This is a genomic window from Paenibacillus sp. EB106-05-06-XG162 (assembly GCF_058791655.1).
This window is the reverse complement of sequence record NZ_JBYTDT010000007.1, coordinates 191,341-204,257: the sequence shown is the minus strand read 5'-3', so window position 1 is coordinate 204,257 and position 12,917 is coordinate 191,341. Positions and strand designations below refer to the sequence as shown.

The window sequence follows — 12,917 nt, the reverse complement described above, 5'->3', positions numbered from 1 at the left end:
GCGAAGGCCGTCAATGGCATGTTCTGTCACCATTATGCCTTACAATGGTCACAGCGAGCAATACGAACCGAGCAAGCCAGAAATCACATGGAATCACGATCACGGAAACAGTCCAGAACAGATTTGATCCAAAAGAAGGCCAGAACATCCGGTTAGGATCTTCTGGCCTTTTGGTGTACTTACTTATTTAAGAATTGAAGCAGCGTTGTGGTCGGGAACATGATTTTCCCTTGTACGATTTGTACAGTGTTAGGAAGCTGAACCGGTTCGCCGTCGATAGTTGCCTCAGTCTTCCCTATGTTAGCTGTCAGGGAGCTGCCGTCTTTCGTAATGGTTACGCTGTGATCCGCTTTGTTCCAAGTCACTTTTGCTCCCTTGGACTCTGCAACATCGCGAAGGATGATCAACGTTTTGTCCGAATTCTTCCCCTTTGCCATTTGGCTGACTGTTGGCAAGCCGCTCAGATAACCAATAGCACCGGAACGCCGATTATCCCAATTTTGGTTGATTATAGGCTCAACTTGAGCTTTGAGCTCATCAGGAAGGATCATTTCGTCTCCCGGATGCTGAAGGTTGCTCATGATGTAGCTAAATCCGTTCAGATCAGACACGGCCTGAAGACCCGTCGCTTCAGCTCCCGCCGGTATCGACAAAATTCTGGAAAGCTTCTTCGTGTCGAGATTATAAGCCCACAGGTAGTTGTTGGCATGCATACCGCTGTCTTCACCGATGAACAGCGTACGCAGCTCCTCGGAATAGGATAAGTTGTCCGGGTTAGCTATCAGGTTGTCATCAGCCGTGTTTCCTTTCCAATCTGGTGCGCTCAAATCCTTGCCAGCGATAAGACCTGTCATGCCCGTTGCCACATACTCACTGTTGATGGCGTTACCGGCTTTGTCCTTTTGCCCGCCTGCCATCGCCATCTCGTAAACAACGCCGGATTTATTTTTTTTCACATGGATATCGTCAACCGGATCCGTGCCTTTGCTGTCCTTCTCCATCGTTTTTTCCACATAGGACATAGCTACATACACTTTCTTGTCCTTGGCGTTGATGGACACCCCTTCCATCTTGTTGAATTCAGATGTCGCGCCCAGGACCGCACCATACCGGCGGGATTCAAGGAATGCAGCCGCTTTTTCCATACCCGGCTTAACCTTCAGCCATTCCACTTTGCCGCTAGGGTAGGTTTTGATTTTCGTGAAACCTTCGGTATCCTTATCAGCCGTTTCGAAAATATCGCTGAATGTAATGCCTTTGTCCACATAGGACTTTACTTCATTATTCGAAGCATGTCCGAGAGGAATCCATTGCAGGTTAGCCGATCCGCCATTCTCGTCACTCGTTTGAATCCATTTGGCTGCATATAGAGTTCCCGCAGACAGATCCTTTGCCTTATCGGCAACGTACATGAACAGCATGGTGTTCCCGCCATCATCACCGAAGAACACGGTCTTCTGGTCAGGAGCCACTCGGCCGAGCTCGTGAGAGAATCGTCCCATACTATAGTGCTTTACGACATTTGTCGTGTTGTCGTGATTGACTGTGACTTCTACCAAGTAACCATAAGCGTAAGGATTACCGACTTTCTTGTCATCCTGGAAGTAGGCTTTCGTAAACGCCCCTACATAGGTTTGCGTTGGATCCGCTTCATATGCGCGCGCATCGGGATCATATTCCTCACTGCCCAGATGTGTATTCCAAGGCGTTAAAGAACCGTTGCAAGGAATCCAAAGACCGTCAATGCCGGAGAAGTCGATCTTCTTCAAGTCTACCGCTGACAGTTCACCAGTTACTTTGTTCTGATCGATTGTCGTCAAGCTCATCGAAGCAGGGACAAGTCCGTATGCGGATTTGCCCGCGTTGTTGCTGGTAATGTATTCGTAGTGTGTAACGAGCGATAGCGGATTGCCTCCTTTACCGGTAGGCTTCGCTCCATTAATCTTCATTAGGCTGTTGGAATCCGGACTGTCGGAAACGAATGGAACCGTTTTATTAGCATCGCTCGTATCCATGATCGGCTGACCCTTTGCGTCTATCGCAAGGCCTGCGGGCGTTCCTTTGATGGAATCAGTCGTTTTATACAGGGTTTTGTAAGCCAAAGGGAATGATTTCTTCGTACCGTCCGTGTACGTCACTTCAAACGAAGCCGTTGTGTAAAGTTTGGCCATATCTTCCGGTGTAGACGGTGCAGGCATCCCCACAAACTCCATGGATTTGACTTTCACAGCTTCAGCGGAAGCAGTTCCCGGAAACATGGAAGGCGCAAGGATGGCCAACCCCATAACCGGAGCAATAAGCCGTTTCATTCGAATCGATTTTTTCTTCAAAGTAATTTCCTACCTTCCCACGTATGTGTACTTGTACTCTCACTATAGTGTGGTTATGTAAAAACCATATTAATTTTCACAGCAAGTTTGATCAAATGATATTAAGAGTTTGTAAACAAAAAGGACCTTCATTCATGGTACAGTTCCCCCAATTGTACGGTCGGAGCCTGTCTATTCGCAGTAGGCCCAACGAAACGAAGGTACGTGTCGTTTGTCATTCCGGACAGACGAGGGATATATAAGCATTAAACTGCAGTACGCAGAAAATCGGCTCTTACATTCCGATCGAGATGTGCTGGATATCGCACTCGAGGCAGGTTTTTTCAATTTGGGACGCTTCTACAAATCATTTAAGACCCTGTTCGGTCATACGCCACCGCAACATCATCGCCGAATGCACGCCCTTCACCGGAGCAGAAATAAAAATGGCACCCCGACGGGTGCCTTTCACTATTCCTTTGTCCACCACACACACTTCATCACCAGTTGATGATCGATTAATTCGGCAGTCAATTCACCGTTCATTTTGACCATGAGACTTTTGGCTATGAATAACCCTAGTCCTGTTCCTTTGCCCGACCGGGAGCGGTCCACCGTATAGAATCGATCGAATAGATGATTCAGATCACTTGCATTCAAATAATTCGCTTCGTTGCAGATGGACAATACAACCTTCGATGGATGCTTCTCCATCGTAATCCAGATGGGCCCGTCCGAATGGTCGATCGCATTGGATACCAAATTTTCGATCACACGCTTGATGGCAGATTCATCTGCGGTCACGAGGATCTTGTCTTCGGTAAGCTGAATCGTAGCCTCCCCTTTGCGTTCGTTCAACCGATCATAGAATCCCAATAAAATTTCAGGAATAAGCGTGGTCATATTCACCTGTTCCATTTTCAACTCATGATTCATCGATCCGATAAGTGATAACTCAAAAAATTCATTCAGCAGCACCTGCAGCCTTTTCGTACGGCTTTTGGCAATCGATACATATTCTTGCCTCTCATCTTCGGTTATTTGGTCCGATTCCAAGAGCTGAATATAGCCAAGAATAGAAGTTAAAGGCGTCCTTAAGTCATGCGAAATATGGGAAATACTCTGTTTCAGTTCATACTCCGTCCGTGTTCGAAGGGCCTTGGCATCCGCAACCGAATCCATCAGAAGATTGATTTCTATCGCTAGTTGTTCCAGGTCACTTTCATAGAGACGAAGATCGATTTTCTTTTCCGTTAACCCCTGATTGTAGGCGTGTAATTGATGATACATTCGTTTCATCTCACTCTTCAACAAAAACAAGCGGATAAGCGCAATAACAGCTGTAATACTTACAGCCACAACGATATATATCATTCTGCCCTCACCCGCTTCTCCAATGAAATTACTTGATTTCTTTACGTCGATAGAACCATGCGCTTATCATTCCGAAACAGACAATAGTGATCAATGGGATGATAATCATACGTAGGTACAGACCCCCATCAGGAGCAACGGTTCCGAGTTCATACATCAGCTTAAACACCGTATAATGATAAATCGTCTCCACAAATGAAATATATTTGCCTACAGCAGCAAAGAACATGTCGATGAATAAAAAGAACACCATCGTAAACGCAATCGTCTTACCGCCCTCCGCCATGAGCGTCGCAATCAAAGTTGCGATCGAAGCAAAGGCCGCAGCGAAGAGAATAAGAAGGCCGAATGTTCTTAAAAGATATGGAAATATATCTTCGCCGGGCAATTCTCCTAACCCAGACAATATCGTCGCAACAACAAAGTTAATCATGGGAAACAACAGGCCTAGAATAGCACAGCCAATCGAGAACACAAGTTGTTTCGCTGCAATAATACCACCTCTGCTATTACCGCTAGAAGCGATGCTCTTCATTACACCGGTAGTGTACTCACTAGAAATAAAGAACCCGGCGAGCACGCAGATCCCAATGATCATGATATAGCTGCCCATTAGCGCGCTAATCCACATTTCAATTCCAGTCGCGGGAGACTCCCCGTCCATCCTCTGATCGATATATTTGAAAATCGACCAAAATAAACCTGCGGCGGAGATCATCCATAGAAGCGCTCGGAACGAGCGGTCCTTCCATAACTTATACCATTCGGATTGGATGAGATTATTCATTCCGCTCACCCCCGATCCGGTTGGTGAAGTATGCTTCCAAGTCTTCACCCATCGGCATGAATTGTTCAATCACGAGTCCTGCTGACGTTAATGCCACGGACACTTTGCCAGGCGTATCTACGAATTGGTACAGTTTGATCGTCCCATCCGGCATGACTTCGAATTCAGTAGCAGCTAACTCCCCCTCAATAACGGCAGCCGCTTTCCCGACATCATCCACTTTGATATGCAGATAGTGCTGACATTTCTCATGAAGTTCACTCGCCGACAACTGTTCTAACAGCTCCCCTTTATGAATGATACCAAAATGGGTAGCCAGCAGATGAAGTTCACTTAAGATATGGCTCGATATTAAAATCGTGATTCCGTGTTCCCGATTGAGTTTTTTGAGGAGCTCTCTCATTTCGATCACCCCCATCGGGTCGAGGCCATTCGTCGGTTCATCGAGAATCAGAAATTCTGGATCTCCAAGAAGCGCGATTGCGAGTCCTAGACGCTGTTTCATGCCCAAGGAGAAGTTTTTAGATTTTTTCTTACCCGTATCTTGAAGCCCGACCAGCGTCAACACCTTATCAATGCAAGCCTGTCCAGGGATCCCTCGCAGCAGCCGATGAGTCTCCAAATTTTCTCGGGCCGTCATATTAGGATATAGCGCCGGACTTTCAATAATCGAGCCGATTCGTTTTCTTGCATCGCTCAAATCCTGTGCGTCTCGCTTACCGAACAATTCGATCGAGCCATCTGTCGGGCTAGCCAGACCTGTAATGATACGGATGAACGTGGATTTGCCCGCGCCGTTCTGTCCGATAAAGCCGTAAATCGCGCCTTTTTTGATCGAAATATTCACGTTATGAAGCGCAAAGTCCATCTTATAGACCTTTGTTAAATGATTGGACTTCAGTATATAGTCACTCATTGTCTCACGACCTCTCTGTGGAATGACTTCATTATCAGAGGCAAGACATAAGCGATCATAAAGGGATCCTTAAGAAATCATTAAGCGGGCTATTTAAGTCGATACCCCATTCCCCATAACGTTTCGATGTAATCCTCCTCCGGATTTGCTTTGGCTAATTTATTCCGTAAATTGCTCATATGCACGTTAATTGTATTGTCATCGCCTACAAACGTATCTCCCCATACGCTCTCGAATAAATTGGCCTTGGAGAATACTTTTCTCGGGTAAGATAGGAACAGCTCAAGAATGGCAAATTCCCTTGCGGTCAGCAGCACTTCCGCTTGATTGACCGTCACGGCCTTGGTATCCTTGTTCAGAATAATGTCTTTATACCTGAGTCGATCACTCGGCACCATGCTGGTCAATCGGCTGTATCTTCTGAGATGGGAATCGATTCGAGCTGACACTTCTTCGATATCGAATGGCTTCGTAATATAATCGTCGGCGCCGATGCGCAGCGTAGCAACTTTTGTCTCTTGCTCTTCTTTCGCAGAGATGACAATCACAGGAGTTGGGGTCTTTTCGCTTATTTTGACAAGGAGCTCCTCGCCAGTCAGACCTGGCAGCATCAAGTCCAGCAGTACCATATCCCATACCTGTCTTTCCAAATAGATCATGGCTTCCGTCCCGGAAAATGCAGGTTGAGGCGAATACCCGCTTTTCTTCAAAATTTTACACAGCAGCTGGTTTATGTCGTTATCGTCTTCTACCACCAAGATGTGTACCGTTCTGTCCATAGCTCTTGTTCACCTACAATCTGCAATCATTTTGAGAGATAAGTTCGACATACGACGTTGGAAAACCTTCATAGAGTCGATCGGAGGGACGGCCATACACATTTTCTCTAGAGTAACGCAAGGGTTGGTTGGTATACTCAAGTTAAGAAGCTTTTCCATGGGAAAGAAGGGTTGCCTGCATGCAACTGGAATTACACGCAAGTGAATATCGGGTGTCTGCCGAAGGCATAACGGTCGTGCTGCTCCCGAAGGAGTTCGCTCTATTGCAATTTCTCTATCGCAACAGAGGCCGTACATTCAGCCGGGAGCAGCTGCTGGATCACGTGTGGCCGATGGAATATCCGGTTGAACGGACGGTGGATGACCATATCTATAGGCTGCGTAAGAAGCTGCGTCCTTTTGCAGATGTAGAGATTAAATCGGTCAGGGGATTGGGTTACAGCCTGTCGGTGCTGAATTCAACCGCAAGAGAAGCGAACCCCACCACCCGAGATCCGGAGCTGCATAAGACGATGCGGGATGTATTCGGGAAATACCAACTATACGGCCAGGGCCGTTCGATGCTAACCCTTGCACGTCAACAGGATGTGCTTGGATTTGAACTGGACCCGTTTTATTCGGTCTATGTCCATTTTGTACAAGGAGATCTGGAATGGCTGCTGAATTCGGACGAAGTTCCGCTGAACGAACGCTTCTATTGGCTGCTATTGTTTTATATGTTCACGGGGAACCCTAAGCAGAAGCAGGGACTCTGTGAGCAAGTACTTGAGAAGAAACTCTTGTCTCCCGCGCAGCACCGAGAAATGGAGATTCTCAACATTCTTGATTTGTATACGCTGGCGGGTGAACCTGATCAAGCGCTGAAACGTTTGAGGGTGAGTCATGCCGTGATTGCCGAACTGAATTATGAGAACTTCATCCCACAAACAGCAATATCAGAGATGTTTGTACACCTGGTTGCAGGGGAAGAGGAGCACGAATTAGAGAAAATGGCATATGCCATTGAAAATGAGATATTACCCGGGAAACCTTTTCTGCGCGAGATCGGCAGTTACAAAGTGGTTAAGGGGCTCTGGATGCTTCGACGACAGGCATGGCGTGAGGCGGAGAATCTCATGGACGAGGGACTCCAGATCCTGGACAGATCCGGTTTTGTGCCATTGCGACTGGCTGCTCTAACCCGAATTCATCATTATTGCAGCATGTTTCCTCCGAAAAAAGAATTACAGCAGAAATATACCCATATCTTTGAAGAGGAACAGGAACGTATTGGCCTTCAAAAGCTGATAGGGACGCTCGAAGCAACGATATTGAACGAGCTTAACCGTTATTGATCATGCTCTGATTATCCTCTGACATTTCTCCGTTACAGTAAAATCATGCCCTATTCGATCTTAATCGTGATTTGGAGGAATGACGCATGATCGCTTCACAACAAGCAGGGACCAGCCTGCTTCGTAACAAAATATACATGCGCGTCTATAGTGCCTTTGCCGCTGCATCCTTCGGGGACTGGTTCGATATGCTCGCCATCCAGGTGCTTGTCGGGTATCGCTGGCAGGCCGATCCGCTGATGCTGGCCCTCATTCCGGTCGCCAATGCGCTGCCCAGCATTCTGCTCGGTTCAGTTGCAGGTGCCGCCGCCGACCGGATGAACAAGCTGAAGCTCATGCGAATTTGCGATTTGTTGACGACAATCCTGACATTACTCGTGCTGTTCGCGCCCAACATGGCATGGCTTCTCCCGCTTCTAATGCTGCGTGCAGCCATCTCGACGTTAAACGTGCCTGCACAGCAAGCGTTCACGCGCAGCATCGTCAGGGAGGATCAGCTGCTTCAGGCCACCTCACTCAACGGCATCGTGAACCAAGGCTCCAAAATCGCCGGCCCCTTGTTAGGCGGCTTCGCGCTGTCCATGTTATCGCCGCAATGGTGTATTTTGATTTGTGCCTGTTTAAGATTAGGTTCTTATCTGCTGCTGCTCACCGTCAAACATACCGAGACGAGAAATGGCAGGGAATTGCCTGATGCAGAGCAGCCCATTCCGCTGCGTACGCTGTGGGCAGAAGGGTGGAGCTTCATCCTGCACAGCCGACTGTTGCTCGTCACCATGCTGTTCGGATTAACCGGGGCACTTGCCATTCAGATGGTCGACTTTCAGTTCACCAGCCTGTTCCGAACGGTTGCCCCGGATCAGGAATCACTGCTCGGCTGGATGGTAGCGGCATCGGGTGCTGGAGCCATTCTTATCATTGTCGCGATGAATCGTATCAAGCGTTCAATCGGTTATGGGTGGAGGTTTGGGAGTGGTTATGCCTTGATCGGCCTATCGATTGGAGGACTTGGGCTGCTCCCTGTCGGGGTTTCCGTACTGCCTGTGCTGATATTAGGATTCATCATGGGCGTCGGCAATGGGATATTCATGGTGACGTTCAACTATTGTCTGCAAAAAGAAACGCCCCCGCATATGATCGGCCGCATATTCGGCATTCAGAACACGATCTTAGGGATTGTGATGATTGGAGCGCCACTGCTTGGGGGCCTGCTGGTTCAAGTAACGGGTGCTGCGGCCACCTTCCTGAATTTCGGGATGGTAATCGCCCTGCTCGGGTTAGTAGGCATACTATTCGGAAAAATGTTGTGGCCTGCGCCAGCCAACCAAGCTGTTGCGTTCAAAAGTGCGTAATTCACGATTCTCGTATGGTCAAGATGAAGGTTTGTTTTACCCAACATGAAAAGGCCACCCTCTACAGGATGGCCTCACCTTACATTATCACTCAGACACTATCGGCAGAGAATATCTCGCGAAACCTTCAGCGTTGTAGCGGTACCGCTCGCAGATGGTGTAAGGGTACCCTTGATGATCCACTTTCAATCCCTTCTCGGCGATATAAGTATCGATCACACGTCCGGCTCCATCGAAGTCCCCTTCTTTGCTAGCCGCTACGACACAGCGCTGCGCTGGAATCGTCATGCGTGCAAACCACTCCGGTATGCCATCGAAACTAGTCACTTCCACGCAGAGAATGTATGCATGCGTATCAGGTGTATTTTGCCCGGTAACCTGCGGCCACATACCATACTGGACAGAAGAATCGATGATCTGAGGCATATGAGCGGAGAGCCCAAGCAAGCTATCTTTGGCATGCTGATATTTGCTACCCATATCATTAAGACCAATACACGGAATGCCGATCAACTTCATTTCACTGTGCTCCACAATTTGAGCCACCATCTCAGGCAAAACAGGAACTACGGTCTCGTTCATTCATATCCCCCTATTCAGCACAAATCATTAATTTGTTACCATCTGGATCTTTCACGACGAACCAATGATCATGCTCAATTTCGGTTACGAGCTCCACACCTATCTTCTTCATAAATTCGAATGAACCCTTCAGATCTTCCGTCAATAGCATAAAGGCAGGTGTATCAATGGAAGGGGCGCCGCCTGGCTGATCGCCTCCCCACATCGGCATCGTATCTAGAATAATTCCGGTTCCAACCATGGGCAGAGGGCATAAGTGGCCATTCATAATGCTGCAGTCCGCTTCCTTCAACCCCAGAACCTGACAATACCAACTGCGCGATTTCTCAATATCTCGAACGGGGACAAAAATACTACCAACCTTGTTCTTGATCGGACTGGTTTGCGTATCGTTTTCTTCTTGGGTTTGTTTCTGCTGGTTCATTGATCTACCTCCATGTGTCATTTTCAATTTCGTAAAACCACAGTCTCGTTCATCCAAATTCTAACTATACAATATTTTACAGAACATATTCGCGAGATAACGGTAAAATCCTTTTTGCTGAATAGCAAATATCCCATTGTTGTACAAGTCTGAATTCTCGCAAACCATCCCATACCGGCTTCTAACCTTTTCTGCATAACAAAAAGACCTAATCCATTTTCTTGGAATAGGCCTTCCTTATCGCAATTTGTCACCTTTAGCTATCAATCTGTTGTTTATTATTGAGGATGTTATCCTCCAATACGGCGAATTTATCGCCATACTCCTTGATAATATGATTCTCTCCCCAAGCGCATAAGGAATCCAGAATATGCTTCAAGCTCCATCCGTATTCACTCAGTTCATACTCCACTTTTGGTGGCACTTGATTGTAGATGATCCGATTCACAATGCCGTCGTCCTCTAACTCCCGCAATTGCTGAGTTAGCATCTTCTGCGTAATGGCAGGCATCAGACGTTTGAGGTCGCTTGTCCGTTTCTTCCCATGCGTGAGATGGCATAGGATGACGCATTTCCACTTGCCGCCGATCACTTCCAACGTCGCCTCGACAGAAATATTATATTTCTTCTTCCCTACAGCTTCTTCCGCCATTGCTTCATCCCCTTGCTATCTATTTACAGGTACTTTTAAGTACCTATAGCACAAAAAAGTACCTACTGTTCATTTCGAACTATACCATTCATAATAGCAGTTACCGGCCGGATATCACAATAAATAATGCAAGGGTGTGAACCATGATGATAGAGAATAAAAGAAGCATGTTGGCGTTGCTCGCATTGGCCATCAGCGCCTTTTCAATCGGAACAACCGAATTTATCAGCGTGGGACTGCTGCCCTTAATCGCTGAAGATTTTCATATATCGGTTACCACTGCTGGATTAACCGTCACATTATATGCGTTAGGCGTCACCTTCGGAGCGCCTGTCCTGACTTCCCTGACCTCGAATGTGTCACGAAAAACGCTGCTGCTGTGGATCATGGTCGTATTTATAGCCGGCAATATGCTCGCCGCGATGGCTAGTGGGATCACTGTTCTACTCATTGCACGTGTCATTTCCGCGCTATCTCATGGTATTTTCATGTCAATCGGCTCTACGATTGCAGCAGATCTCGTACCAGAGCATCGCCGGGCAAGCGCAATCTCGATCATGTTCTCCGGACTTACCATCGCCACGGTAACCGGGGTTCCTCTAGGTACATTTATCGGGCAGCAAATGGGATGGCGGGCGGCTTTTGTTGCCATTGTCGCTGTCGGGGTTGTGGCTTTTATCGCAAATTTGATGCTGGTGTCCTCGAATTTGCGTAAAAGCGCCAAAGTACGTCTTGGCGATCAAATCAAGCTCGTTACAAACTTTCGATTACTGCTTGTCTTTGCAATTACGGCTTTAGGCTACGGGGGTACGTTTGTCGTCTTTACTTATTTATCCCCGCTGCTCCACGATATAACCGGATTTCATGAGAAGACGATCGCCATCATTCTTCTGGTCTATGGCGTTGCCATTGCGATTGGCAATATGATCGGAGGTAAAGCGGCTAACCGCAAGCCTTTGAGGGCATTATTCTATATGTTCGCCATTCAAGCCGTTATTCTGTTCCTATTAACGTTCACGGCCCCCTTCAAAATCGCTGGGCTGATCACCATCTTTTTCATGGGGATGTTCGCTTTTATGAATGTACCTGGCTTGCAGGTGTATGTCGTCATGTTGGCTGAACGCTTAGCCCCAGAGGCCAAAGATGTCGCTTCCGCCGTCAATATCGCCGCATTCAACGCAGGCATTGCGATTGGGGCCTATCTGGGTGGTGTCGTTACCGATTCAATCGGAATCATTCATACCACCTGGATCGGAGCCTTGATGGTATTAGGGGCCGTATTCTTGACAGCCTGGGCCCGTGCCTTGGAGAAAAGAGATCAAAGAACCGTCATAACAACATTTTAGGAGGATGACATCAGATGATGAAACACATGCAAGATACAATGACTTTACACAATGGCGTGAACATGCCCGGTCTCGGACTAGGGGTATTTAAGGTCGAAGAAGGTGACACATTGGTGCAAGCCGTCAAATCGGCTATTGCTCATGGCTACCGCAGCATCGACACCGCTGCCATTTACGGGAATGAACGCAGTGTCGGACAAGCCATTCGAGAAGCTCTGCAGGAGAACGAGCTGGCACGGGAAGATCTATTTATTACATCCAAGGTGTGGAACGCCGACTTAGGATATGAGTCCACATTGGCTGCCTATGAAGTCAGCTTAGAGAAATTAGGCCTCGACTATCTTGATCTCTATCTCATCCATTGGCCTGTGCAGGGGAAATATAACGAGGCATGGAGAGCGCTGGAGACCTTGTACCGTGAAGGCCGCGTCAAAGCCATTGGTGTGAGCAACTTCCAAATTCATCACTTGGTGGATTTGATCTCGAAGGCTCAAACCAAACCGATGGTGAACCAAGTGGAGTTCCACCCTCGATTGACACAGAAGGAATTACTTGATTACACGAAGGAGCAGGGCATCCAGCTTGAAGCTTGGTCCCCATTAATGCAAGGCGAATTACTGGATAACCCGACATTGGTTGACATTGCGGCGAAGTACGGCAAATCTGTTGCGCAAATCATTCTACGTTGGGACTTGCAGCATGGCGTCATCACCATTCCGAAATCCGTTAAAGAGCAGCGCATTATTGAAAATGCTGCGCTGTTCGACTTTGAATTGAGCACGAACGATATGGCGCAAATTGATGGATTGAATCAGGATCTGCGCGTTGGCCCGGATCCGGATAATTTTGATTTTTAATACACGAAACGCCAATTCCCACATGGAGGATTGGCGTTTTTTTGCATAAAAAATGAGTCTTGAAAAATATCAAGTGTATATGACGGCATCGATATCATCCCGGGATCAGACGCTTGGATACCTGACCTGTTAAATGATGTAGACCATCTTTATCAAGAAATTGGTTAAGTAGCTCTTGACAGGTGGATGGAATGGGAATATTATG

Annotated in this window: 13 protein-coding genes; 5 read left to right on the top strand and 8 right to left on the bottom strand. The window is 47.4% G+C overall.

Annotation, left to right across the window (positions count from 1 at the left end; genetic code table 11):
- Positions 1–179 precede the first annotated feature (179 nt).
- Positions 180–2,309: an alkaline phosphatase PhoX gene (locus tag AC3WU2_RS17100; protein WP_492456349.1), complete on the bottom strand. Its 2,130-nt coding sequence runs from the start codon at positions 2,307–2,309 to the stop codon at positions 180–182.
- Between the two features lie 232 nt (positions 2,310–2,541).
- On the opposite strand from AC3WU2_RS17100, the gene AC3WU2_RS17095 reads away from it, so the two are divergent.
- A complete protein-coding gene (locus AC3WU2_RS17095; RefSeq protein ID WP_492456201.1) occupies positions 2,542–2,820 on the top strand; it encodes a helix-turn-helix domain-containing protein in 279 nt (92 codons plus the stop codon).
- On the opposite strand, the gene AC3WU2_RS17090 is transcribed toward AC3WU2_RS17095, so the two are convergent.
- From AC3WU2_RS17090 to AC3WU2_RS17075, 4 genes are all read right to left on the bottom strand, one after another.
- Entirely contained in the window at positions 2,781–3,683 is a 903-nt protein-coding gene (locus AC3WU2_RS17090; protein ID WP_492456199.1) for a sensor histidine kinase, read from the bottom strand. The two genes, AC3WU2_RS17095 and AC3WU2_RS17090, sit on opposite strands and share 40 nt — an antisense overlap.
- 28 nt (positions 3,684–3,711) lie before the next feature.
- Positions 3,712–4,470 (bottom strand): ABC transporter permease, encoded by a 759-nt coding sequence (locus tag AC3WU2_RS17085; RefSeq protein ID WP_492456197.1) that lies wholly within the window; start codon positions 4,468–4,470, stop codon positions 3,712–3,714.
- Positions 4,463–5,386: an ABC transporter ATP-binding protein gene (locus AC3WU2_RS17080; RefSeq protein ID WP_492456195.1), complete on the bottom strand. Its 924-nt coding sequence runs from the start codon at positions 5,384–5,386 to the stop codon at positions 4,463–4,465. Before AC3WU2_RS17080 ends, AC3WU2_RS17085 begins: the two co-directional genes overlap by 8 nt.
- An 89-nt stretch (positions 5,387–5,475) precedes the next feature.
- The gene (locus AC3WU2_RS17075) at positions 5,476–6,165 is read right to left on the bottom strand and encodes a response regulator transcription factor (protein WP_492456193.1); all 690 of its coding nucleotides are present in this window, start codon (positions 6,163–6,165) and stop codon (positions 5,476–5,478) included.
- A gap of 179 nt (positions 6,166–6,344) precedes the next feature.
- On the opposite strand from AC3WU2_RS17075, the gene AC3WU2_RS17070 reads away from it, so the two are divergent.
- Positions 6,345–7,499, top strand: a complete 1,155-nt coding sequence (locus AC3WU2_RS17070) for a winged helix-turn-helix domain-containing protein (protein WP_492456191.1) — start codon at positions 6,345–6,347, stop codon at positions 7,497–7,499.
- An 86-nt stretch (positions 7,500–7,585) separates the two neighbouring features.
- A complete protein-coding gene (locus AC3WU2_RS17065; protein ID WP_492456189.1) occupies positions 7,586–8,851 on the top strand; it encodes an MFS transporter in 1,266 nt (421 codons plus the stop codon).
- A gap of 87 nt (positions 8,852–8,938) precedes the next feature.
- Here AC3WU2_RS17065 and AC3WU2_RS17060 read toward each other — a convergent pair whose 3' ends face one another.
- From AC3WU2_RS17060 to AC3WU2_RS17050, 3 genes are all read right to left on the bottom strand, one after another.
- Complete coding sequence (locus AC3WU2_RS17060; protein WP_492456187.1) at positions 8,939–9,433, bottom strand: effector binding domain-containing protein; 495 nt, start codon at positions 9,431–9,433, stop codon at positions 8,939–8,941.
- Between the two features lie 10 nt (positions 9,434–9,443).
- On the bottom strand, positions 9,444–9,857 hold the full coding sequence (locus tag AC3WU2_RS17055) for a VOC family protein (RefSeq protein WP_492456185.1): 414 nt from the start codon (positions 9,855–9,857) through the stop codon (positions 9,444–9,446).
- A gap of 256 nt (positions 9,858–10,113) precedes the next feature.
- The gene (locus AC3WU2_RS17050) at positions 10,114–10,509 is read right to left on the bottom strand and encodes a winged helix-turn-helix transcriptional regulator (RefSeq protein ID WP_492456183.1); all 396 of its coding nucleotides are present in this window, start codon (positions 10,507–10,509) and stop codon (positions 10,114–10,116) included.
- A 143-nt stretch (positions 10,510–10,652) separates the two neighbouring features.
- Between AC3WU2_RS17050 and AC3WU2_RS17045 the strand changes: the two genes are divergently transcribed.
- Both AC3WU2_RS17045 and AC3WU2_RS17040 read left to right on the top strand, forming a co-directional pair.
- Positions 10,653–11,855, top strand: coding sequence for an MFS transporter (locus tag AC3WU2_RS17045; RefSeq protein ID WP_492456181.1), 1,203 nt, complete (start codon positions 10,653–10,655; stop codon positions 11,853–11,855).
- Between the two features lie 14 nt (positions 11,856–11,869).
- Positions 11,870–12,712 carry an aldo/keto reductase gene (locus AC3WU2_RS17040; protein ID WP_492456179.1) on the top strand — a complete coding sequence of 281 codons (843 nt, stop codon included), beginning with the start codon at positions 11,870–11,872 and terminating at the stop codon, positions 12,710–12,712.
- Positions 12,713–12,917 lie beyond the last annotated feature (205 nt).

Coding starts and splice junctions, on each gene's coding strand:
- AC3WU2_RS17070 (WP_492456191.1), top strand. CDS start 6,345: ATGCAACTGGAATTACACGCAAGTGAATATCGGGTGTCTGCCGAAGGC.
- AC3WU2_RS17050 (WP_492456183.1), bottom strand. CDS start 10,509: ATGGCGGAAGAAGCTGTAGGGAAGAAGAAATATAATATTTCTGTCGAG.
- AC3WU2_RS17085 (WP_492456197.1), bottom strand. CDS start 4,470: ATGAATAATCTCATCCAATCCGAATGGTATAAGTTATGGAAGGACCGC.
- AC3WU2_RS17065 (WP_492456189.1), top strand. CDS start 7,586: ATGATCGCTTCACAACAAGCAGGGACCAGCCTGCTTCGTAACAAAATA.
- AC3WU2_RS17045 (WP_492456181.1), top strand. CDS start 10,653: ATGATGATAGAGAATAAAAGAAGCATGTTGGCGTTGCTCGCATTGGCC.
- AC3WU2_RS17060 (WP_492456187.1), bottom strand. CDS start 9,433: ATGAACGAGACCGTAGTTCCTGTTTTGCCTGAGATGGTGGCTCAAATT.
- AC3WU2_RS17090 (WP_492456199.1), bottom strand. CDS start 3,683: ATGATATATATCGTTGTGGCTGTAAGTATTACAGCTGTTATTGCGCTT.
- AC3WU2_RS17080 (WP_492456195.1), bottom strand. CDS start 5,386: ATGAGTGACTATATACTGAAGTCCAATCATTTAACAAAGGTCTATAAG.
- AC3WU2_RS17055 (WP_492456185.1), bottom strand. CDS start 9,857: ATGAACCAGCAGAAACAAACCCAAGAAGAAAACGATACGCAAACCAGT.
- AC3WU2_RS17075 (WP_492456193.1), bottom strand. CDS start 6,165: ATGGACAGAACGGTACACATCTTGGTGGTAGAAGACGATAACGACATA.
- AC3WU2_RS17100 (WP_492456349.1), bottom strand. CDS start 2,309: ATGAAACGGCTTATTGCTCCGGTTATGGGGTTGGCCATCCTTGCGCCT.
- AC3WU2_RS17040 (WP_492456179.1), top strand. CDS start 11,870: ATGATGAAACACATGCAAGATACAATGACTTTACACAATGGCGTGAAC.